The sequence below is a fragment of the Odoribacter sp. Z80 genome (assembly GCF_009935865.1).
Taxonomy (GTDB): Bacteria; Bacteroidota; Bacteroidia; order Bacteroidales; family Marinifilaceae; genus Odoribacter.
Window position 1 is genome coordinate 137,705 of sequence record NZ_QWEL01000002.1, and the last position, 23,399, is coordinate 161,103.

The 23,399-nt window shown below is 45.1% G+C and carries 19 protein-coding genes, 1 tRNA gene and 1 pseudogene; 8 read left to right on the top strand and 13 right to left on the bottom strand.

What is annotated here, in order from left to right; genetic code table 11:
- Window positions 1–128 precede the first annotated feature (128 nt).
- The 3 genes from secDF to D1136_RS02355 all read left to right on the top strand — a co-directional run bounded on the left by secDF (window position 129) and on the right by D1136_RS02355 (window position 5,425).
- Window positions 129–3,146 (top strand): protein translocase subunit SecDF, encoded by a 3,018-nt coding sequence (secDF, locus tag D1136_RS02345; protein ID WP_161876023.1) that lies wholly within the window; start codon window positions 129–131, stop codon window positions 3,144–3,146.
- A gap of 124 nt (window positions 3,147–3,270) precedes the next feature.
- A complete protein-coding gene (locus tag D1136_RS02350) occupies window positions 3,271–4,686 on the top strand; it encodes a monomeric [FeFe] hydrogenase (protein ID WP_161876024.1) in 1,416 nt (471 codons plus the stop codon).
- A 70-nt stretch (window positions 4,687–4,756) separates the two neighbouring features.
- Window positions 4,757–5,425: a superoxide dismutase gene (locus tag D1136_RS02355; protein WP_161876025.1), complete on the top strand. Its 669-nt coding sequence runs from the start codon at window positions 4,757–4,759 to the stop codon at window positions 5,423–5,425.
- Window positions 5,426–5,488: 63 nt separating this feature from the next.
- On the opposite strand, the gene hydG is transcribed toward D1136_RS02355, so the two are convergent.
- The 8 genes from hydG to sufB form a co-directional block, all read right to left on the bottom strand.
- Window positions 5,489–7,006, bottom strand: a complete 1,518-nt coding sequence (gene hydG / locus D1136_RS02360; RefSeq protein WP_237566958.1) for a [FeFe] hydrogenase H-cluster radical SAM maturase HydG — start codon at window positions 7,004–7,006, stop codon at window positions 5,489–5,491.
- A 121-nt stretch (window positions 7,007–7,127) separates the two neighbouring features.
- Window positions 7,128–8,912, bottom strand: coding sequence for a DUF5723 family protein (locus D1136_RS02365; RefSeq protein WP_161876026.1), 1,785 nt, complete (start codon window positions 8,910–8,912; stop codon window positions 7,128–7,130).
- Between the two features lie 127 nt (window positions 8,913–9,039).
- Complete coding sequence (locus D1136_RS02370; RefSeq protein WP_161876027.1) at window positions 9,040–9,354, bottom strand: iron-sulfur cluster assembly protein; 315 nt, start codon at window positions 9,352–9,354, stop codon at window positions 9,040–9,042.
- A 29-nt stretch (window positions 9,355–9,383) separates the two neighbouring features.
- Window positions 9,384–9,812, bottom strand: a complete 429-nt coding sequence (locus D1136_RS02375; protein ID WP_161876242.1) for a SufE family protein — start codon at window positions 9,810–9,812, stop codon at window positions 9,384–9,386.
- 10 nt (window positions 9,813–9,822) lie between these two features.
- On the bottom strand, window positions 9,823–11,046 hold the full coding sequence (locus D1136_RS02380) for a cysteine desulfurase (RefSeq protein ID WP_161876241.1): 1,224 nt from the start codon (window positions 11,044–11,046) through the stop codon (window positions 9,823–9,825).
- Window positions 11,047–11,078: 32 nt separating this feature from the next.
- Window positions 11,079–12,446 carry a Fe-S cluster assembly protein SufD gene (gene sufD, locus D1136_RS02385; protein WP_161876028.1) on the bottom strand — a complete coding sequence of 456 codons (1,368 nt, stop codon included), beginning with the start codon at window positions 12,444–12,446 and terminating at the stop codon, window positions 11,079–11,081.
- Between the two features lie 55 nt (window positions 12,447–12,501).
- Window positions 12,502–13,260: a Fe-S cluster assembly ATPase SufC gene (gene sufC, locus D1136_RS02390; protein ID WP_161876029.1), complete on the bottom strand. Its 759-nt coding sequence runs from the start codon at window positions 13,258–13,260 to the stop codon at window positions 12,502–12,504.
- A 42-nt stretch (window positions 13,261–13,302) separates the two neighbouring features.
- Window positions 13,303–14,736, bottom strand: a complete 1,434-nt coding sequence (gene sufB / locus D1136_RS02395; RefSeq protein ID WP_161876030.1) for a Fe-S cluster assembly protein SufB — start codon at window positions 14,734–14,736, stop codon at window positions 13,303–13,305.
- A gap of 192 nt (window positions 14,737–14,928) precedes the next feature.
- On the opposite strand from sufB, the gene thiL reads away from it, so the two are divergent.
- Both thiL and D1136_RS02405 read left to right on the top strand, forming a co-directional pair.
- Window positions 14,929–15,993, top strand: coding sequence for a thiamine-phosphate kinase (gene thiL / locus D1136_RS02400; RefSeq protein WP_161876031.1), 1,065 nt, complete (start codon window positions 14,929–14,931; stop codon window positions 15,991–15,993).
- Window positions 15,983–16,588 (top strand): hypothetical protein, encoded by a 606-nt coding sequence (locus tag D1136_RS02405; protein ID WP_161876032.1) that lies wholly within the window; start codon window positions 15,983–15,985, stop codon window positions 16,586–16,588. The genes thiL and D1136_RS02405 overlap by 11 nt, the downstream gene beginning before the upstream one ends.
- 33 nt (window positions 16,589–16,621) lie before the next feature.
- Here D1136_RS02405 and D1136_RS02410 read toward each other — a convergent pair whose 3' ends face one another.
- Window positions 16,622–16,936 carry an RNA-binding protein gene (locus D1136_RS02410; RefSeq protein WP_161876033.1) on the bottom strand — a complete coding sequence of 105 codons (315 nt, stop codon included), beginning with the start codon at window positions 16,934–16,936 and terminating at the stop codon, window positions 16,622–16,624.
- Window positions 16,937–17,174: 238 nt separating this feature from the next.
- Here D1136_RS02410 and D1136_RS02415 point away from each other — a divergent pair.
- Window positions 17,175–17,247, top strand: a tRNA-Phe gene (locus D1136_RS02415).
- A 90-nt stretch (window positions 17,248–17,337) separates the two neighbouring features.
- A pseudogene (locus D1136_RS10985) lies at window positions 17,338–17,430 on the top strand (Arm DNA-binding domain-containing protein); the annotation flags it as partial.
- Between the two features lie 54 nt (window positions 17,431–17,484).
- On the opposite strand, the gene D1136_RS02420 reads toward D1136_RS10985, so the two are convergent.
- Window positions 17,485–19,902 (bottom strand): glycoside hydrolase N-terminal domain-containing protein, encoded by a 2,418-nt coding sequence (locus D1136_RS02420; RefSeq protein WP_161876034.1) that lies wholly within the window; start codon window positions 19,900–19,902, stop codon window positions 17,485–17,487.
- Window positions 19,903–20,049: 147 nt separating this feature from the next.
- On the bottom strand, window positions 20,050–21,345 hold the full coding sequence (locus D1136_RS02425) for an OmpP1/FadL family transporter (RefSeq protein WP_161876035.1): 1,296 nt from the start codon (window positions 21,343–21,345) through the stop codon (window positions 20,050–20,052).
- Between the two features lie 158 nt (window positions 21,346–21,503).
- Between D1136_RS02425 and D1136_RS02430 the strand changes: the two genes are divergently transcribed.
- Entirely contained in the window at window positions 21,504–21,719 is a 216-nt protein-coding gene (locus D1136_RS02430; RefSeq protein ID WP_161876036.1) for an RNA-binding S4 domain-containing protein, read from the top strand.
- Here D1136_RS02430 and D1136_RS02435 read toward each other — a convergent pair.
- Window positions 21,716–22,102 carry an SRPBCC domain-containing protein gene (locus D1136_RS02435; RefSeq protein WP_237566959.1) on the bottom strand — a complete coding sequence of 129 codons (387 nt, stop codon included), beginning with the start codon at window positions 22,100–22,102 and terminating at the stop codon, window positions 21,716–21,718. The genes D1136_RS02430 and D1136_RS02435 overlap by 4 nt on opposite strands.
- Window positions 22,103–22,153: 51 nt before the next feature.
- A complete protein-coding gene (locus tag D1136_RS02440) occupies window positions 22,154–23,374 on the bottom strand; it encodes a glycosyltransferase family 2 protein (RefSeq protein WP_161876037.1) in 1,221 nt (406 codons plus the stop codon).
- Between the last annotated feature and the right edge of the window lie 25 nt (window positions 23,375–23,399).

Sequence of the window (23,399 nt, forward strand, 5' to 3'; positions counted from 1 at the left end):
GATAAAATCTTAAATCTGCTGACTTAAAATCGGATTTATCTGTTTTTTTAGAAAAAATATTATACTTTTGCACATTAAATCTTGCAGAAAGAATTTAAAAATAAAGTAATATAATAATCTATTGTAAAATGCAGAATAAAGGAGCGATTACATTACTTGCCATCGCCTTGGCTTTGGTGAGTCTTTACCAGTTATCTTTTACCTGGAAAACCAATCGGATTGAAAAAGCTGCGCAGGAGTATGCACAGGGCAATCCGGATAAAGAGAAAGCATATCTGGATTCCATTGCAAACCAGGAAGTATACAACCTTCTGGGAATTGCACAGTACACCTACAAAGAATGTAAAGAACTGGAGTTGAACTTAGGTCTTGACCTTCGGGGAGGTATGAACGTCACCATGGAAGTGGATGTGGCCGATGTGGTCCGCAGCCTGGCCAATTACACCCCGGATGCCGCTTTCAACGAAGCATTACAGGAAGCGATAAAAATGCGCTCCACCAGTCCGAAAGACTTTGTGACTTTATTCGGTGAGGCTTTCGAAAAAATAGCCCCGAATGCTCAACTGGCCTCTCCGAACCTTTTCGGAACGGTTGAATTGAAAGATAAAATCAAAATCGGTGCTACCAACAAAGAAGTGCTGGACGTCATCCGGACAGAAGCAGACGGAGCCATCGACAACACGTTCAACATTTTACGTACACGTATCGACCGCTTTGGTGTTGCCCAACCCAACATCCGTAAAGCCGACATTTCCGGCCGTATCGTGATTGAACTTCCGGGAATCAAAGACGCCCAACGGGTCAGAAAACTTTTACAGGGAACCGCTGCACTGGAATTCTTCGAAACTTTCGATAACGGAGAATTTTATACCTATCTGGCAGCAGCGAACGACAAAGCGCGTACAATCAGTCAGGCCGCAGAAATTCTGGGTATACAGGACAGTTCACTGACTGTCGTGGCAACAACCCAAACGGAGGAAGAAACTGCCGCATCCCAGGATTCCACGGAAAACAGTCTGCTGGCTAATATCACTGCCCAGGACTCTTTGAACAATCTGCTGGCAAACGAAGCAGAATTCAAAAAACAAAATCCCTTATTCTCGGTATTGACTCCCAGCGTTGACCGCAACGGACAACTGATTCCGAACGGTTCCATCGTAGGTTACGCCCGGTTGCAGGATACGGCTGCCGTTAATGCTCTTTTGGCTCTGCCTCAGATTAAATCGGCCCTGCCCCGGAATGCCCGTTTGTTGTGGGAAATGAAAGCACAAAACGGCATCGTACCTTTACATGCCATCAAAATCACCACCCGTGACGGCAAAGCACCCCTGGACGGAGGGATAATTACGGATGCCCGCCAGGAATTTGACCACCAAAACAGCGGCCGTCCTACAGTGTCTATGAACATGAACGGAGAAGGGACCAAAATATGGGCCCGCATGACCAAAGAAAATGTCGGTCACTGTATAGCCATTGTCCTGGACGGTTATGTTTGCTCTTCACCTAACGTGAGCGGAGAGATTCCCAATGGAAATTCCCAGATCACAGGAAGTTTTGACATCAAAGAAGCACAGGACTTAGCAAATATCCTGAAATCCGGAAAACTACCGGCTCCGGCACGTATCATCGCCGATGAAATTGTCGGTCCCTCCTTAGGTAGTGAATCCATCCAATCCGGTATGTGGTCATTCGTTATCGCATTCTGCCTGGTATTGGTTTATATGCTGTTCTTTTACAGTCGCGGAGCCGGTTTGGCTGCCGATATCGCCCTGTTCACAAACTTATTTTTCCTGTTCGGGGTGCTGGCATCCATCGGAGCCGTACTGACCCTGCCCGGTATCGCCGGTATCGTATTGACCATGGGTATGTCTGTTGACGCCAACGTGTTGATTTACGAACGTATCCAGGAAGAGATCAGGGGTGGTAAAGGTTTGAGATTAGCCATCAAAGAAGGGTATAAACAAGCTTATTCCGCCATCATCGACGGTCAGGTAACCACGCTGTTAACCGGATTTATCCTGTATTATTTCGGTGAAGGCCCTATCAAAGGTTTTGCAACCACCCTTATTATCGGTATCTTCACTTCATTATTCAGTGCCATTTTCATCACCCGCATTATCCTGGATTATGCCTCCAGAAAAAATGAAAACGTCAGATTCACCACGCCGTTTACGGCAAACTGGTTGCGTGACGTCCATTTTCCTTTCCTGGAAAGAAGAAAAGTCGGATATATTGTATCGGGTATCATTACCGTTATCTGTCTGGCGTCTTTGTTTACCAAAGGACTGGATAAAGGTATCGACTTCGTCGGAGGTAGAACCTATACCGTCAGCTTCGACCAGCCTGTTCAGGTAGAAAACATCGCAGCCAGTCTGGCCAAAGTATACGGAAGTACCCCCGAAGTAAAAACCTTCGGTAAAGATAACCAGGTAAGAATTACCACCAAATACAAAATTGCAGACGAAGGCACCGAAGCAGACGACGAAGTTGAGACTTTGTTATATGAAGGCTTAAAAGAATACATCCCGGCAGGAACAACAAAAGAAGTCTTCCTGAGCGACTATCGCCAGATGTCACAGAAAGTAGGACCTGCCGTAGCGGAAGATGTTACCCGGGCTGCTATCTGGTCGGTCATCTTTGCCCTGATCGTGATTTTCGTATACATCATGATCCGGTTTACCAGATGGCAATACGGAGCCGGTGCAGTATTGGGGCTGGCCCACAACACGATCGTAGTATTAGGTATCTTCTCCCTGTTCTCCGGTTTGCTGCCGTTCTCCCTGGAAATCGACCAGGCCTTTATCGCAGCCATCCTGACAGTCGTGGGTTACTCCATCAATGACACCGTAGTTGTATTCGACCGGATCCGGGAATACCACCGTCTATATCCCAAACGGGACGATAAATCCAATACAGAGGCTGCATTGAACTCAACCTTGCGTCGTACTTTCAGTACCTCCCTTTCCACCTTAGTGGTGTTATTGGCCATCTTTATCTTTGGCGGTACTTCCATCAAAGGTTTCGTGTTCGCGTTGTTAATCGGTGTTATCGTAGGAACCTATTCCTCTCTGTTTGTAGCAACTCCCTTGTCTTATGACTTCCGGAACAAGTTCGGGAAAGATAAAACAGGGATGAATAAAAAATAAAGATTAACTTTCTTTTTCAGGCCGCTCTGATATTCAGGGCGGCTTTTTTGTTATATCCTTGCATCTATCAGAAAATATCAAAAGAAATAATTATCTTTGGACACTTCAAAATCTAATATTACTTATGCTGTACGATAATTTCGCAATGCTCACCAAACGGGAATTGCTCATCCGGATGGTAAAACTGTTAAAATCAGACGAGCTGATTACCGGTTTGAAATACCTGCCCGTAGAAATGCGGCCCCGCGACAAACGCTCCGTAAGATGTTGCATTCATAAAGACCGTTACATCCTCAAACATAAAATCATTTCCATTTTAGGTTTTGAAATCACGGACGAAGAAATAGACCTTATCCATCTTTCCGAATTCGCCCGTATGGCTATGGCCGATAAAAATACCCAGGAAAATATTCTTTCCGTCGTCCATGAGGCTTGCAGTGCCTGCATCCAGTCCCAGTACGCTGTCACCAACCTGTGCCGGGGATGTGAAGGACGGCCTTGCGTCATGAACTGCCCAAAAGCAGCCATTTCTTTCATCAACGGAAAAGCCAGCATCAGCAGTACGGATTGTGTCAGCTGCGGCTTATGCCAGAAAGTATGTCCCTATCATGCCATTGTCTATACCCCGGTTCCCTGTGAAGAAGCTTGTCCGGTGAAAGCCATCAGCAAAGACAGCGAAGGAGTGGAACATATCGACAAAGAAAAATGCATCTACTGCGGAAAATGCATGCAGGCCTGTCCGTACGGTGCCATCATGGAACGTTCTAAAATCATAGACATTTATAAATCCCTTAGTAATCCGAAGAAACAAATCGTCGCTATTCCGGCTCCTGCCATTTACGGCCAGTTCGATGCCACTCCCGGACAGGTTTTGGCAGCCATCAAACAGATCGGGTTTGATGATGTCATCGAAGTCGCCCTGGGAGCAGAAATCACTGCGGCAAATGAAGCGAAGGAACTGGAAGAAAAAATGCAGGAAGGGCAAACATTCATGACCACCTCTTGTTGTCCGGCTTACACCGGATGGGTAGACAAGCACGCTCCGATGCTTAAACCTTTCGTATCGGAAACCCGGAGTCCGATGGTATATGCCGCCCGTTATGCCAAAGAAAAGTACCCGGATGCCGAAGTTGTCTTCATCGGTCCCTGCCTGGCAAAACGGCATGAGGCTGATGTAGTGCCCGAAGTAGACTATGTCATGAGTTTTGAAGAATTAGGGGCTTTCATGGTGGCTTACGACATTCACGTCAGCGACTGCAGCGAGAAAGAACTGGACCAGCAAATCACCAGATTCGGCAGGGGGTTTGCCCAGGCCGGCGGAGTCCGTGATGCTGTTGTCAACGCCATCGGAAATAAATACAAGACGGCCTCTTTTGAAGGACTGGATAAAAAGAACCAGGCTTTATTGAAAACCATGCCTAAAAAACCTGAAGCCCAGTTTATCGAAGTCATGGCATGCGACGGGGGATGCATCAATGGACCCTGTTCTCTGGCCCCTTTAACTCTGGCTAAACGACAAATCAAAAAAGTCCTGGAATAAGACCGGATTCTTCCCATAACCCCATCCTTTCCTTTACGTATAATAAAGGTAAACCATAAAAAATAAAAGGATGAAAAACGAAGAATGTATTTGCACACTATTGTCATGCAAAAAAGTCAACGAAAAAGACCAGGACAACCATTTTAAGCTTCAACCGCTTCCCTATGCGGAAAATGCTTTAGAACCCTATATGAGCGAAAAAACGGTTCAGTTTCACTATGGCCGGCATTTGCCGGCGTATATTGAAAACACCAACAAACTGAAAGCCGGCACGGAATACGATCATTTATCGCTTGTAGAAATCATCCGGAATTCTTCAGGCACTTTATTCAATAATGCGGCCCAGGTATTCAATCATTATTTTCAATTCGAGGCCCTCGCTCCTCATCAGGAGGAAAAATCCCAGCCAGGACAGCATACCTTAAAAATGATAGAAGAAAATTTCGGAAACCTGGACGAATTTAAAGATAAACTGACTAAATCTTCCATGCAATTTTTCGGGTCCGGCTATACCTGGTTATCAGTCAATCCGGAGGGGAAAATGGAACTCACCACAGCCGCCAATGCAGGCACACCCATCACAGAAGGGAAACTGCCGGTCATGAACCTCGACTTATGGGAACATGCCTATTATCTGGACGTTCAGAACCAACGGGCCAAATACATAGAAAACTTTATGAAAATCATCAACTGGGAGGTCATTGAAGAGCGCGTAAAATACATATTAAAAGAAAAATAAAAGCAAAGCCCGGAAAGCTGGTCCAAAAGGAATCACAATCCGGGCTTTTCACAAAACCTGTACCTACATATAGAGGTCACGCTCACCCGAAGCAATTCGCTGATAATAATTCCGGAAAGCCGGTAATAACTTATTTTCCGTGAAAAAAGGCATCTGTTCTATTTCCTCCAATTCTTTCTGTATCAATTGCTCTCCCACCCGTCGGGTGGCCTCAGTTGCATAATCATTCAGATATTCCCGGAAAGTCAGAACAGCATTCAATTTACAAAACTTACCTTCCACACCTTTCTCCAACAAATTCATGATTTTATCTCCGGTCCGGCCGCAACGGTAACCCGCCGTACAAAAAGAAGTAATAAAACCATCTCCGGCCAGTTCCCTCACCACTTCGTCCAGACTTCTCTCATCTCCCAGCATAAACTGAACCTTATCGGGATTCTCTTCCTGGACTTTTTTCTGAGAATAAGCTCCAATCCCTATTTTAGAAGAAGCATCCGTCTGGGTACAACCGTATGTCATGATTTCACGGCGCAATTCCGCTCTCTCCCGAGCCGTAACAATCAGACCGGTATAGGGCACTGCCAACCGCAAAACAGTGACTAAACGCCTGAAAGCATCATCCTTCACTATATAAGGAGAGTTTTGACTCAGGAAAGAACCCAAAGCCGGCTGCATCCGGGGAAAAGAAATGGTATGGGGACCAATCCCGAATTGTCTTTCAAGATCATGGGCATGATGTACCAATCCCATGACTTCAAAACGCCAATCGTATAAACCGAACAAAGCACCGATAGCTACATCATCTATCCCGGCATCCATCGCCCTGTGCATGGCATACAAACGCCAGCGGAAATTGCCTTTCACCGTATTGGCAGGATGTAACTCGGCATAACGTCCCGGATGATAAGTTTCCTGAAAAACCTGGTAAGTGCCGATTCCGGCACGCCACAACTTCCGCAGATTTTCAATACTCATCGGAGCCGCATTGATATTGATACGGCGAATATTATTATATCCGTTGCCGGAAGGCGTTGTCCGTTTGGTTGCATAAATCGCAGCCATCGAATCGGCAATATAATCGGCATCACTCAGAGGATGTTCCCCATATACGGCAATCAGTCTCTTATGCCCCTCATCTATAACAGACTCCGTTTCCCGCCTGATTTCTTCCATGCTCAGGACATGCCGTTTCTCAGCACAATTATCACTTCGGAAACCACAATAAACACATCCGTTTACACACAGATTGGAACAATACAACGGAGCAAAAAATACAATCCGGTTGTCATAAACCTTTTTCTTCACCTGCAAAGCCGCTTCCCGCATTTCCTCCAGCATATCCGGATCCTCCACATTCAAGAGTACGGCCGTTTCCTCCGGTGACAACAACTTTATCTCCAAGGATTTTTTCAATATGTCCCGCACCCGGAATTTATCCGGTCGGGTATATTTTTCCAGATAACCGAAAATGGATTCCTCATCTATAAAATCCTTTCCGTTTATCAGATATTTTTCTATCTCAGCCGGTTTAATCACCTGCTGTGCCCACGCCTTTACGTCCATATTCCTCTCTGTTTCCATACCCGAAATATATAAAAGTTTCTGTTTTACAAAAAGGGAAAACCCTACTTTCACCGGAGTACATAATTAATCCCCGAAACATAGCCATGTCCGGGGATCATATTGTCCATACAATAAACTATCAGGGTACGCTCAATCCCCATGCATCGGAAAATTGAGGATACTTCTTCCGCACCTGAAAAACTTCCTCCCAGCATTCGGAATGAGAATGGAAAGTACCGGCACTCACCCTGTACATTCCTTTTTCATTCAAAAGAACGGAAGGATTTTCAAATCCCATAAAAGATAATTTCTTTTTCAAATTTTCCGCTTTCTGCTTATTCTTAAAGCTGCCTACAATCACATAAAACGCTTTGGTTTCACCCTCCGTATCCGTCACCTGTTCTTCCTTTATAGGTACCACCGGATCCACCTGAGGCACGGTATCCCGCTGTACACTATCCTTTTTCACGACAACCGGCTCCACGATGATTTCTGCCGGAGCCTCTTCCTCCTTCTTCTTTTTCTGACGGTCTTTGTGCCCGAACAATAAATTGATGCCGAAGCGTGCACTTGCAGACTGAGTATTGGTATAATTACATGCCAGCAAATTATCCGTTTCCACATACAACTGAACCGGCCCTAACTTCGCAGTCAAACCGGCCCCCACATTCACATAACTTCCCCGCGTAACAGAATAAGATACGGAAGCACTTACATTTCTGATAAACCGGGCATTGGCAGAAGCCGTAAAAGAAGGCAGGAACATTTTATTTACCAAAGAAGCACGGAACAAAGCCCCTACCGTAAACATCCTGTTCAAACGATAGGTACCCCCCAGATACAATTTAGGGCTCAACATAGTGGTATAAGCACCCCCCTTATTGCTCAAACGGAAATTATCTTTCAAAGAATCGGTTAAACGCGTAAAGGCAGAATCCATGGAATAATAATTGGGATCTTCTTTGTCCAGGATACTACCCGAAATATCAGCTCCTTCCCACTTAAAGGTCGTATTCTGATAAAAATTATAATTATACTTTTTATTTCCCCAGCGAATAAACCCCAAATCCGTCAAACTGGCGAACAAATCTATCCGGTCGTTCAATTTATACTCTCCTCCTAAATCAATTGCAAATCCAGGATTTTTCCCATGCAAAAAAGAAGAAACCGTTAAATCGTCCGTATCAAAATCTATATCACCCCAGTTAATAGGCTGGTTTAGCGGGAAAGCAGCCCCGTTCTCGTCGGTAATCAGTACCGGAGCAGATACCCGGATATTCTGACGGGAATGCAAAGTGACATTTCCGGCTTCATCCGTCGAAACACTCAGATCGGAATCCGTCATATTTACGTTAGCTATTCCCATCAGATATTTCAGGCGCCCGCCGACAGTCAGTTTCTCATTCACCCGTTTCGATAACCCCAAAGCAATCTCCAGATAAGAACTGGCATCCAGTCCCAACTTACCGAAATCCATATGGGGATAATCTCTATTCCCGTATTTTAAAAAAGTAAAAATATCTTTGTTATACCGGAACAAAAAATCGTTCCTCTGGGTTACGTCCAATGTCCCGTACCAGCTTTTGGCCCTCACACCAACGGATAAGATTGAAATTTCATTGTTGAAACTGATGTAATTCCGTTTATGCAAAGACTTATAAAACTTGTCGATGTCCATGTAAACAGAATCCTGAAATTTGGTCAGCAGATCCTCAGCCGTAAAAGAAGAATTCAGATAATTCACCGAAATACCGCTCAAAGCAGGCAATCCTACAAAGACTTTATATTCAGGCTGATAAGCCGGATTCAACCGGTAACGTTGAGGCAAATTAGATAAAAAATAAGAGGTATTATTACCATCCTGAGCATTTACCACACCCCCCAATGAAAGAATGGCCAGGGCAACCAACAAAATACGCTTCATATCATTTCCAGACTAACACTTATAACACTATTTTCACGGTGTAAATGTATGTTAAATAATCCAGATATTCAATAAAACTATCTTCAAATTATAAATATAAATTCATCTGCAAACCGCCCTCTTTCCCTCAAATATTATACCCTAATTCCAACTTAGCCACCTCACTCATCCGTTCCGGCGTCCAGGCCGGTTCAAACACCAGATTCACCGTCACCGCTTCAATTCCCTCTACTTCCATCACCACATCATGTACCTGCTGCACTATTTCATCCGCAATAGGACAACCGGGAGCCGTCAGGGTCATATGAATAATCACTTCGGAAGGCTTTGCAAATTCGATATCGTATATCAACCCCAATTCCCAGATATTTACAGGAATTTCCGGATCATAAACAGTACTGAGTTTTTCTATAATCAGGTCTCTTGTTAAACTGGCAACCATAGCAAATAAATTGGTGAGTGTAAAATAAATTAAGGTTGCTTCAACTTAGCCTCGGCAGCAACCGCATACATTTTAATCTGCCGGACCATAGCCAAAAGTCCGTTAGAACGGGTAGGAGACAAATGTTGGGTCAAACCGATCTCATCTATAAAACTCAGGTCTGCACCGGCAATATCGGCAGGTTTCTGACCGGAAAAAACACGTATGAGCAATCCGGCAATTCCTTTCGTAATGATCGCATCGCTGTCAGCAGTAAAATACAGCACATCGCCTTTCATTTCAGCATGAAACCACACCCGTGACTGACATCCCTGAATGAGATTATCTTCCGTCTTATGGGATTCATCCATTCCTGCCATGCCCGAGCCTAACTCTATCAGATAAGCATATTTATCCATCCAGTCGTCAAAGACCGAAAATTCGGCCACAATCTCCTTTTCAATTTCTTCTATTGTCATCATCCATTCTTTAGATTATACCAAATAACTTGCCAACCTTCTTCAGCCCCTGGCAAAATAAATCCACTTCTTCAGCCGTATTATACATCCCCAACGAAGCGCGCACCATTCCCGTTACCCCGTAATGCTGCATCACAGGCTCCGCACAGAGTTGTCCGGTGCGCACGGCTATTCCCATCTTATCCAGCAATATTCCGGCATCCGAATGATGTATATCCCCCAAAGCAAAAGACAACACCGAAGACTTGCAGGCTGCCTCTCCGAACATCCGCATCCCGGGAATGGCATACATCTGTTCCATCGCATATTGCAATAAATCGTGTTCATAGACGGCTATCTCTTCCAAGCCCACGGAATTCACATACTTAATCGCCTCCCCCAAACCGATAACCCCTATAAAGTCAGGAGTACCGGCCTCAAACTTAAAAGGCAGCTCATTATAAGTTGTCCTTTCAAAACGGACCTCTTTGATCATCTCGCCCCCGCCTTGCCACGGAGGCATCTGATTCAACAATTCTTCTTTTCCATACAGCACCCCCACTCCCGTAGGACCATATATTTTATGACCGGAAAAAACAAAAAAATCACAATCCAAAGCCCGGACATCCACAGGAATATGCTGAACAGCCTGTGCCCCGTCCACCAACACTTTCGCTCCGACGGCATGTGCCCGGCCTATCAATTCCTTCACCGGATTAACCGTACCCAGTACATTCGAAACATAAGCCACCCCCAACAATTTCACTTTCTCAGTCAGCAACGTATCCAGACCGCTTAAATCCAGCTCCCCGTTATCGCAGAAAGGGATTACCTTCAGGACAGCCCCTTTCCGTTCACACAACATCTGCCAGGGAACGATATTGGCGTGATGTTCCATTTCAGTAACCACAATCTCATCGCCCTCCCCGATAAAAGCCTCTCCAAAAGAATGGGCCACCAAATTTATACTTTCGGTAGTACCCCTGGTAAAAATAATTTCTTTTTCCGACGAAGCATGAATAAAATCCCGGACAATTTCCCGGGCCTCTTCATTCGCATCAGTACACTTATTGCTTAAAAAATGGACTCCCCGGTGAACATTCGAATTGTATCTCAGATAATACTCATTCATTTTTTCAATGACCTGCCGGGGACGCTGTGAAGTTGCCCCACTATCCAGGTAAACCAAACGTTTACCATATATTTTTTCTTCCAATATCGGAAAATCCGCCCGAATTTTATCCACTTCAAACATACACATCATCTGCTAAATGTTCCTTATGCATCTTACTCCTGCTTTTTACACTGCATCATACAATGATAACATTTCGAAAGCTCTCCCCTCAACCGCTTATCGATCAAATCATCTATCTTCCTCCGCAAAGGCTCCAAACGAACATGCCGGATAATATCGTGGGCAAAACCAAACATCAGCATCATACGCGCTTCCTCCGGACCAATTCCCCTGGAACGCAGGTAAAACATCGCTTCCTCATCCATCTGCCCTACAGAAGCACCGTGACTGCATTTCACATCATCCGCATCAATCATCAGCTGGGGTTTCGAATTGACCCGCGCCTGTTCAGACAACAAAAGATTGTTATTGGCCTGATAAGCTTCCGTCTTCTGGGCATCGGGACGTACACGGATATAACCGCTGAAATTAGCCAGCGAATGGTCATCCATGACCCCTTTAAAATGTTCATGACTCACACAATGCGGCGCAATATGGTCAATGTAAGAAAAATTATCCACCACCTGATTCTTATCCAGGATATACATGCCGTATAAATTACATTCCCCGCCCTCTTCATGCAAAGCGACATACATATTATTGCGTATCAGGCCTCCGTAAAGGGTAACCATATTACCGTCGAAAACAGCTTTCCTCTGCTGGGACACAAACAAAGAATTGACCTGGGAAGCTCCGAGATGCTGGTTCTGAACCTGATAATAATCCAAATAAGCACCCTGGGCCAGGCTCACCTCCGTCGTATTATTCATCAAAAAATGATGGTCAGACAACGTATGGTCGCAAACCAATACAGTTGCCCGGGCATTTTTACCCACAACCACAAGATTCCGCTGAAATCCCATCAAATCTGCATTGGCTCTCAGCAAATTAATCACCTGTACAGGCCGCTCCAGGACAACTTCATCCGGCACATATACAAAAATCCCGTCCTGAGCAAACGCCGTATTCAACGCCACCAATCCATCCTTCCGGGCTGCCGGAGCATAACGATTATAATGCTTATACAATAAATCCGGATATTTTATACAAGCTTCCCGCATACTGCAAATAACCACCTCTTCAGGAATCTCCGAAACCATATTGCCGTCAAACCACCAGCCGTTCACCGTCAATACCGGGGTCGTTACCAAATCGGTCACAGCACACCGGAAAGTTTCGTTCATATCCACCTCCTGCGGTATATACTTCAAAACAACCCGGTAATCCTTATTAAAAACAGGAAGCAAGTCAGTATAAAGATAATCTTCCTGTTTCTGGGGAATACCGCCCAACTGCACAAACTTTTCGAAAGCTTCCTTCCGGCAGCCATTCATCACTGCCCCGCACCCTTGCTCCAATTGGGAATATCCTTCCCGGAAAAGTGTCGCAAAATCGGTATTTATTTTTTCTAAAACACTCATTTCATTTCAGATTTTAAGTCTCAGATACCTGCCTGTACCGCCCGTCCGAAACTTATCATTTACACTCTGCAACTTCTTCTTTAATCCAGTCATACCCTTTTGCCTCCAGCTCTCCCACCAGTTCTTTTCCGGCTGTCTTGACAATCCGCCCGTCATACAACACATGGACGACATCCGGCACAATATAATCCAGCAACCGTTGATAATGGGTAATCACAATCGTAGAATTCCCCGGTTTTTTCAATTTATTCACCCCATTGGCAACAATCCTCAGGGCATCAATATCAAGCCCCGAATCCGTTTCGTCCAATATGGCCAGCCGGGGTTCTAAAACAGCCATCTGGAAAATCTCATTTTTCTTTTTCTCCCCTCCCGAAAAACCTTCATTCAAAGAACGGTTCAGCAACTTATTGTCTATCCCCACCAAATCCATCTTCTCCCGGATCATTTTTAAAAAATCGGCCGCCGGATAAGAAGGCAGACCATGATATTTCCGGATTTCATTCACCGCCGTCTTTAAAAAATTAACCGTACTCACTCCGGGTATCTCCACCGGATACTGAAAACTCATAAAAATTCCTTCCCGGGCCCGGTCCTCCGCAGGAAGTTCCAATAAATTCTTCCCGTTAAACTCAATCTCTCCCGCCGTCACTTCAAACCGCTCCCTCCCGGTCAATACCGAAGACAATGTACTCTTTCCGGCTCCGTTCGGTCCCATAATCGCATGGACCTCTCCCGGATTGATCTCCAGATTAACCCCTTTCAATATCTCTTTGCCCTCCACAGAGGCATGTAAATTCTTTATCTTTAACATGGTCATATATTTTTATTTAAAACCCTGTAATATTCAGTAAAATCATCCCACGGAACCTTCCAGGCTTATCTGCAAAAGTTTTTGTGCTTCCACCGCAAACTCCATAGGCATTTTATTCAGGACGTCCCCGGCATATCCTTTGATAATCAGTCCTACGGCGTCCTCCGTAGAAATTCCCCGCTGATTGCAATAAAAAATCTGGTCCTCGCCGATTTTGGAAGTCGTCGCCTCATGCTCCACCTGGGCTGTCGGATTTTCAATTTCCAGATAAGGGAAAGTATGGGCTCCGCATTTATCCCCCAGCAATAAAGAATCACATTGAGAAAAATTCCGGGCATTCCGGGCATTCCGGGCCACTTTCACTTTCCCCCGGTAAGAATTACTGCTATGCCCCGCAGAAATTCCTTTGGAAACAATCCGGCTACGGGTATTGTTCCCGATATGAATCATCTTGGTACCGGTATCCGCCTGCTGATAATTATTGGTAACGGCAACAGAATAAAATTCACTGACAGAACCGTCTCCTTTCAGAATAGTACTGGGATATTTCCAGGTAATCGCCGACCCCGTTTCAACCTGGGCCCAAATCAATTTCGAATTTTCTCCGCGACACAATCCCCGTTTGGTGACAAAATTATATATCCCCCCTTTCCCCTCCTTATCTCCGGGATACCAATTCTGTACGGTACTGTATTTCACTTCGGCATTTTTCTCTATGATAATCTCCACAATAGCGGCATGCAACTGGTTCTCATCCCGCTGCGGAGCGGTACACCCTTCCAGATAACTGACATAAGCATCATCCTCAGCCACAATCAGCGTTCTTTCAAACTGTCCCGTATTCCGGGCATTGATCCGGAAATAAGTGGACAGTTCCATCGGACAACGCACTCCCTTCGGAATATACACAAAAGAACCGTCGCTGAAAACAGCCGAATTCAGGGCCGCAAAATAATTATCCCGGTAAGGCACCACAGTACCCAAATATTTCCGGACAAGATCCGGATGATGTTGTACAGCCTCCGAAAAAGAACAAAAAATAATCCCCCTTTCCGCCAGCGTATCCTTAAAAGTCGTTTTCACAGACACACTGTCCATCACGGCATCCACAGCCACTCCCGACAAAGCCATCTGCTCATTCAAGGGAATCCCCAACTTATCAAACGTCGCTTTCAATTCCGGGTCCACATCATCCCAGTTCTTCTGCTCCTTTTGTTTCGGCGCCGCATAATATACAATATCCTGATAATTGATTTCCGGAATATCCAGCTGTGCCCAATGCGGCATCTTCATTGTCTGCCAATGGCGATAAGCCTGCAAACGAAAATCCAATAACCATTCCGGCTCATTTTTTTTAGCAGAAATCATCCGGACAACCTCCTCATTCAATCCCCGCGCAATGGTCTCCGTCTCTACCTGCGTCACAAATCCATACTTATAATCACTGGCTGTGACCTCTTCTATAATATTATCCATGGTACCAGTTTATCCTCCATTCAAATTATCACAAAAGTAAGAAATTTCTTTAACACATCAATTTTTCCTTTCCCAACAATATGACGGATTATTTTTATCCGCGAATTTACACATCTATCCTGATCAATTCCTATTCGCCGGAACCGTTTTATTTTTTTATTTTTGTCCGGTATTTTTAATTCTTCAATCATTATGACAAAATATACAGAATTATCTACCCTTGGAGAGTTCGGGCTGATTGACCACCTCACTTCTTCCATACACATAAAAAACCCTTCTACTGTAAAAGGAGTAGGCGATGATGCCGCTGTCCTGGATTACGGCAATAAAAAAATCCTCGTCAGTACAGACATGCTTATCCAAGGAATACATTTCGATCTGACCTACACTCCGCTCAAACATTTGGGTTACAAAGCCGTTGCAGTAAATGCCAGCGATATTTATGCCATGAACGGTACGCCCCGGCAAATCGTTGTTTCCCTGGCTATTTCCAACCATTTTTCAGTGGAAAGCCTGGAAGAACTTTATGCCGGAATGTACATTGCCTGCGAAGAATACGGCATCGACCTCGTCGGAGGGGACACCACATCCTCCAAAACAGGTCTATGCATCAACATTACCATCCTGGGAGAAGCCGGGGAATCGGAAATCGTCTACCGGAATACAGCTAAAGAAAACCAATTAATCTGCGTAAGCGGCAATCTGGGAGCCGCTTATATGGGTTTGCAACTTTTGGAGCGGGAGAAAGTGGTTTTCCAGGACAATCAGCAATCCCAGCCTGATTTTGCCGGAAACGAATACATCCTTGAACGCCAGCTAAAACCCGAAGCCCGGAAAGACATTATTGCCGCCCTGAAAGAAAAAAACATCCGACCCACCGCCATGATCGACATTTCGGACGGTCTGGCTTCCGAAATTCTGCACATCTGCAAAGATTCCAGAGTAGGCTGCAACATTTATGAAGAAAAAATTCCCATTGACTACCAAACCTTCAAAATGGCGGAAGAACTGAATATGAACGCCACGGTATGTGCCCTGTCCGGAGGCGAAGATTATGAACTTCTGTTCACTGCTCCCCTTGACCAGTATGACATGCTAACCGCCCTACCGGACATCAGTGTCATCGGTCACACAACGAACATCAGCGAAGGATGTTCCATGACGACCAGGGATGGCAATACTTTTGAACTAAAAGCACAAGGCTGGACAAACTTTGCTCCGGCCGCACCAACAGAAAAAAAAGGAAATGAAAAATAACTTACCCAACCTGCTAAAGGATATCGAAACATACAGCCGTACAGGCAACCGCAAGGCACTCAACACTGTTTTGCGCACCCTGATGAACGAACGCCATGCATACTACCAGCAAAGCATCCGGGAAGCCTTACAGCCAGAATTTTCGGAAGCACTCTATAAAGCTTTGCTGCTTGAACTGGATGAAGAGGAAGAAGACAGTATTGAAACAGCCGAACTGGCCTATGTAAGCCTGGGTACAGCCTTAAACGGAAAACAATCTTCCGAACCGGAATACTACAAACGCCGTTTGTTGCTGTTGCATTATTTCTGCGACTTCTTTACAGATTCCATCATAGAATTGTTCCTGACAAAATACAAAGAAGACAACAGGCTCCAGGCCCGGAATCTCGCCATAGAATGTCTGGAAAAAATGCAACTGGCAGATATGTTATATCTGGAAGAAAACAACCCGGATTTTATAGAAAAAGACGAACAGATTGCAGATGCCTGCAACCGCATCGCCATCTCTCCGGATTTATCGGCAGAAGAAAGGAAAGAAGCCCTTCTGCTTCATAAAATCTTATACGCCTACCTAAAGACCAAATACAAAAACTGAGAGTTGTAAAAACTCTCAGTACCCTTCTCTGATTTAACGATTCGGATTAAATCTTCTTTCACTACCATGCGGAGAAAACGCCCGGTGTGTCCTGTTTTCACCCTCTTCTCTGGGATGTGCCTTCTTCACCACAATCTTTCTTCCCTGAAAATCGGTCTCATTAAGAGCGTTAATGGCATTCATGCCTTCAGTTTCATCTTCCATTTCCACAAAACCAAAACATTTTGAATGCCCGGTTTCTTTGTCCATAATCACCTTAGCTGAAGTTACATGGCCATGTTCTCCGAAAAGAGTTTCGAGATCGTCACTGGTCGTGGCAGAACTCATTTTTGCTACAAAAATATTCACAATAAAAAAATTAAAAAAATGATTAAACATGTAGAAGGGTACGTAGCGATTACATTTTTAGTTACAAAAACACAAGCCTAAGATTCTTCTTCGGGACAAAGGTATACTAAATTATTAATAATCAGAAAAGAAATAAATTAATAATTCTCATCTGAAAAAAATATTCCTTTTTTCTTTTTGTTTTATTTGTATATTTCAAAGAAACCTCTACCTTTGCACACGCAAAACAACAGTTGTTGGTGGCATAGCTCAGTCGGTAGAGCAAAGGACTGAAAATCCTTGTGTCCCTGGTTCGATTCCAGGTGCTACCACCTCAAAATAAAGCAGTTACGAAAGTAGCTGCTTTTCTTTTTGTCTTCATTTTTCTATTGTTTGAACCATGTTTGAACCAGATTTCAAATATGAATGCTTCTGTTTCAGTGGTTTACTACAAAAACAAAACACTATCAAACGGAGAACACCCATTAATGCTCCGTATGACTAAAGACCGCAAGAGCAATTGACGAAGTTTAAAGCCGAAAACAAAAAGTTTACCGTTCTTTCCGTTTCTATGCTTTCAAACGGATTTCCGCCTTTTCCCCTTTCTTCAGAGTAACTTCCACCAATCCGCCTTCCGGCCGAACCGGCTTCTTATTCAACAAAAATCTTTGCGCCGTATCTTCAGGAAGCTTGACCTTAAAGGTATTATCCGTTTTCGCTGTCAAAATCAGATGTTGCAACTTCCCGTCCTTCCAATCGGCATCCACCACACCGCCTCCCCGGACACATAATCCCGTAAAACTTCCCTCCTTCCAGGCATCCGGCAAAGCAGGCAATACTTCAATATATCCTTGCTGGCTCTGCACCAGCATCTCGGCAATACCGGCACAGCCCCCGAAATTACCATCTATCTGAAACGGCGGATGTGCACAAAACAGGTTAGGATAAGTTCCCCCTCCCCTGTAAATGATTTTTCCGTCAGCAGCCACAGGCGTCAACAGATTTTTCAAAAGCCGGTAAGCCCGGTTGCCATCCTGCAAACGAGCCCAGAAATTGATTTTCCACGCCCTGGACCATCCTGTTCCCCCGTCACCCCGGCGTTCGAGAGTCTTCCGGGCTGCCTCTGCCAATTCAGGGGTTTCCGCCACTGAAATCTGGTTGGAAGGATGCAAACCATACAAATGAGAGACATGACGGTGATGAATATCCGTTTCTTCATAATCCTGCAGCCATTCCTGTAAATACCCCCCGTCAGGACTGATTTGCATGGGAGGTAATTTTGCCAGGGCCTCTTGCAACTCTTTCACAAAAACCGGATCCTCGTTCAGAATACCAGCCGCCTGAATCGTATTGGCAAACAATTCCTTTACAATCTGTACATCCATAGTCGGCCCCATACAAACATAAACAGGCGTCCGGCTTCCCGGCATATAAAACCCGTTTTCCGGTGAAGAAGAAGGAGCTGTCACCAACCACCCGTGCACAGGCTCTTCAATCATTGACGTCAGGAAAAAACGGGCAGCACCTTTCAGAACGGGATACACTTCCCGCAAATAATTCCGGTCCAGCGTAAAAGCATAATGCTCCCAGAGATGTTCACACAGCCATGCACCGCCGGTATTGGTAGCCCCCCACGAGGCATGCTCTCCCGGGGCGGTATATTGCCAGGGATTGGTCATCATATGAGCAACCCATCCGTCTGCCCCGTAAAAAGTCCGGGCACTCACCTCACCCGAGGGCACCATCCCCTGAACCAGCTTCATCAAAGGTTGGTAAACCTCGGACATATTTCCCACCTCCGCAGGCCAATAATTCATTTGCAAATTAATATTCAAATGATAGTCTCCGTTCCAGGGAGTATGAATCGTTTTAGCCCACAACCCCTGCAGATTTAAAGGCAAACTGTTTTCCCTCGTACCGCTCAGCATCAAATAACGTCCGTATTGAAAATACAAAGCAACAAAAGCCGGGTCTTCCTGTTCCCGGAAACGCTGTAACCGCAAATCCGTCGGAAGCGAATCCGGACCATTCCCCAGATTCAGAGAAACCCGTTCAAAACGTTCCTGCCAGGCAGCGACATGCCTTGATTTCAACCGGTCATAATCCTCTTCTTCAACCTTAGCCAACAAAGCAGCAACCACACGCTCATAATCAGCGCGCCAAAGTTCCGTGCCGGCAGACAAAAACACATAAGCAACAGTAGCTCCCTGAACATGAATCTCCGCCGAATCGGCTACCTGCTTCCCTTCATCCTGCAAAACCTTCATCTGAACCAAATAACGGTTCCCCTGGCCGTCCGTCCCGTTATTCAGTTGTCCGGCCATACAAACAACTCCGTCATTCGAATAGCAGGAAAAATTTTCAGGGCGGTCCAATGCAACATCAAAATCCAACCTTCCTTTTTCTCCGGCACTTAGTTTAATCACAACCACATCATCCGCATAAGAAACAAAATACTCCCTCCTATAATCTACACCTCCTACCTGAAATTTTGTCCAGGCTACTGCCTTGTTCAGCGACATTCCCCGTTCATAATGCTCATAACGCAAAGCGGAATCACCCCGGAATCCCTGCTTCAAATGTAAATTTCCCAACACCTGATAAGAACCGTAAGGAGCATCAGCCCCGTCTCCGAAAGCAGATCCCCGTCCCCCGCATGCAAAATGCTCATACATGACTTGTTGCGCCTTATCATTCTTTCCCTCCAGTAATAACTGACGAATACGGGGCAAATACTTCAATGCCTCAGGATTCCGGGTATCGTCCACGGAACCCGACCACATCGTAATATCGTTTAAAGTGATACTCTCCCGTTCCACCCCTCCGTCAGGCATAGCCCCGAGACGCCCATTTCCCAAAGGCAAGGCCTCCTCCCACATCCGGGCAGGAGATTTATACCACAAACGCAAATCAGGAACAGCTTTCTGACACCCCGGCAAACTAATCAAACTCCAAAGCAAACCAAAGAAGAAAACAGTAATTCTCATAATTTTCTGATCAAGAAATACCGGTTGATACACACCATAGACCGGCACAACAACATCCGTCGTCTGAAGAACACGCCTTCTTCAGATTCTCAAAGATAAAAAATTCCGGTAAAACATAAAAACTTTCCCCTAAGGGAAAGTTTACGTCTAAAAGCAATAAGCCAAACCGATAGACACTGTACTGGCATTGGATTTATAATGACCGGAGAACTGGCCGTCCGGACTAAACTTATCCGGATAAGTGCCATCCCGGGAAATGCCCTGGATATACAAAAAGGCCAAATCCACCTGCAAATTCCGGTAAGGTTCGAAAGACAGGCCGGCCGAGAACCCCAGTTTGCCCATTCCGGGAGTTTCCGGATTATAATTGTGCTTCCGGATAGGACTCTGGTCATAATAAATCCCCATGCGCACATCCAGGCGTTCTGTAGCCAAATACTGAGCCCCCACCCGGTAAATCATCGTATTCTTGTAATTTTTTTCGGCTTTAATATCTTCTATCTGCAATATCTTCTCATTAAACACAACATTCAATGAATCATAAGCCTGCCATCCTACAAACTGGAGGTCCAAAGCCAATTCCCAACGCTTTGAAGGACGGTAACTGACTCCAAAAGTAGTATTGGAAGGCAAAGGCAACTGTGCATGGAAAGTTCCTTTATCCAAAGGAGGCACCTGTCCCGTAGCATCAAGCATCGCCTTTATTCTTTCACTGGCATAATCCAGTTCTGCCGTTCCTTCGTCCACCTTCATCCGGATCCGGGAACGATAGGACAAACCCAAGGTCACCTGGTCGCACACATCATACATCACCCCGATATTATACCCCACCTTCAGCTTCGCTTTACCGTTCAACGTTGCGGACACCGGAACAACATCCGCATAATCCGGTCCGAGCAGAGGAACCAAGGACCCAACCGGCAATAAAGCCCTGGAAAGCGTCACTTTTCCCAATGCAAGTTCCAGACCTGCACCAATGCTCAGTTTATCAAAAATCCGGTAGGAAACAGTCGGTTGCAAAACATAAGACTTCAAAGAAATATCTTGAATCAAATGGGCCCCTTTCCAGGCCTGAGGCCATTCAAGGGAATTTCCGTAAGGAGTGGTCAAACTGATACCAGCAGCCAGATTATCATAAATCCGATACCCCACATACCCATACACCGGCGTCCCGGCAGGATTATCCGTTTTCGCAGTATACTCCCCCTGCTGATATTTCGCATTCGAGAAAATGCCTGCAACTCCCAAAGATATATCCACATGCTCCCTCAGATATACCAAACCGGCCGGATTGAAATGCATACTCTCGGCCCCCAACTTCATACCGCTTCCCACATGCCCCATACCTGTCTGTTTCGTACTCAATACATTCACTTGATACCCCTCAGCCAATACCGATAAAAACAAGCCATTTACCAGCAGAACTAAAAAAAATTTCTTCATATATTACTTTTTCATTCAAAAAGATTGTCTGTGAATATATTACAAACAACCATAAAATTATAAAGTGATAAAAGTATACACTTTCTCCTGCGCTTGTTTCTACTTTACGGTATGCATTTATAACTTTGTTGCAATAAAAACCGAAAAATACCTCAAATATGTCTGAAACAATTGAATTTAAAATAACAGGAGAGTATATCGAATTAATCAAATTGCTGAAAGCCGTACAAATAGCTGAAAACGGAGCAATGGCAAAAACATTGGTAGAAAACGGCAAAGTCCTTCGCAACGGCGGGAAAGAACTCCGGAAACGGGCGAAAATACAAAAAGGAGAAATAATCGAAGCGGCCGGACAAAAAATCCGGGTAAACTAATACATTTCCAGCATACTCTTGACAGACCCCAGGTAATACTCCCTCCATCCTTCAGTAATCTCCTCATACACTTCTTCCGGGATATAAGTATGGGATAATTGTACCAAAGTCTTCTGATGCTGTTTTTTCAATGTAATTTCAACAACAGAGGCTTCTTCCTGCTCTCCGAAAAACCATTCCTGTACCAGCTTACAATGGGGAATAACTTCCAGGTTCACTCCCGTAATATCCCCTTCCCACAAAGAAAATACATACCCCTTTTCAGCTTTCATATCAGCCGGATAGCCACTCCATAGTTCAATCTGGAAAGGATTGGTTAATGCAGCAAAAACTTCTTCGGGCTCCGCCAGAATTTCTAACTGGTATTGAAAATCCATTGTCATAACTTACCTGATTTCACGACAAAGATACACCTTTTTATGAAAAATCCGCCGTCACTGTTTCCTGAGCCATTGTAAATATTCCTCCGGACTCCCGGCACACGGCCAGTCCAATGCAACGAACAGACTTTGTACAGCCTCCACCACATCCGCTTTTACATAAAAACCGTCATGTACATAGTTCAGATATTTCAATACCCGGAAAGCATTGAAACGATCAAAAAAACGCTTTATGAACTGTTCCGCCGCCCCACTGTTAGCATTGACCTCCCTCCACAGTTCCATTCCTCCGCTCACTTCCAGAAAATGCCGCAATCCGTCCGGCTGGCGGTTAAAATAAGCATTCACTTCACATTCATCACTCTGATACAAAGAGGGCAATCCCGCAAAAAAACGCCTCAAAGCCTCAAAAGCCTCAAAACAATAAACCTTATATCCCCCTCCATCTGCCATAATCTGTTTCAAAGTCCGCCCCGTACCGAAAGGAGTACGTTCAGAAAAACGGGAAGAAGGATAAACCCGCGTACTCTTCAACTCGCCGTAACGGCCGGTTGCTATTAATTTCTGGATGAAATAAAAGTCCTCCCCGGCCTGCCGCCTGTTCATCCCTCCCTGTGCCACATAATCACAGGCCCGGACAGCAAATGCCGAACCGATACAGGTATAGGCATAAGGATGTCCGGCATATTTCAGGGCCTGCTGATAATAACGAAGATACAGTTCATACTTTACCATCGCTTCTCTTTTTTCCTTCTCACCCTCCAGCCGATGCTCATACGCAATGGAAACTCCGGCAACTTTATGCTTCCGGAAATAAAAAATAATATCATCCAGATAATTGGGAGCCACCAAAGTATCTGCGTCCAATGAAATCAGGGGAGCCCTCTCCTTACCGCTTCTATAAAGATAAAATACGGCCGCATCCATGGCAATCTTACGCGCTAATCCCACACCGGCAAATTTGGCCGGCAAATCAAAAGCTTCCATCACACGGACTGAAAAACCCGGCATCTCCCTTCCGGCATACTCTTTCAACTCCCGGGCCAACACCTGATTTTCAATCTTAACTTCCGCCCCACAAACTTCACTGTGATTCACGACAATGACAACACCGACAGCCCCGGCCAAAGTGGAACACGCCGTCAAAGAATGAAGAGTGGCAAAAATATCACGGTCATTCAATACCGGTATGACGACAATAGCAGAAGGCTCATTGTCAAAATCCAGGTTATCCCCAATTTCATTCCGCTCAAAATAACGTTCAAAGATTTTCATATCCCTGTGTATATAAAGAAACAGC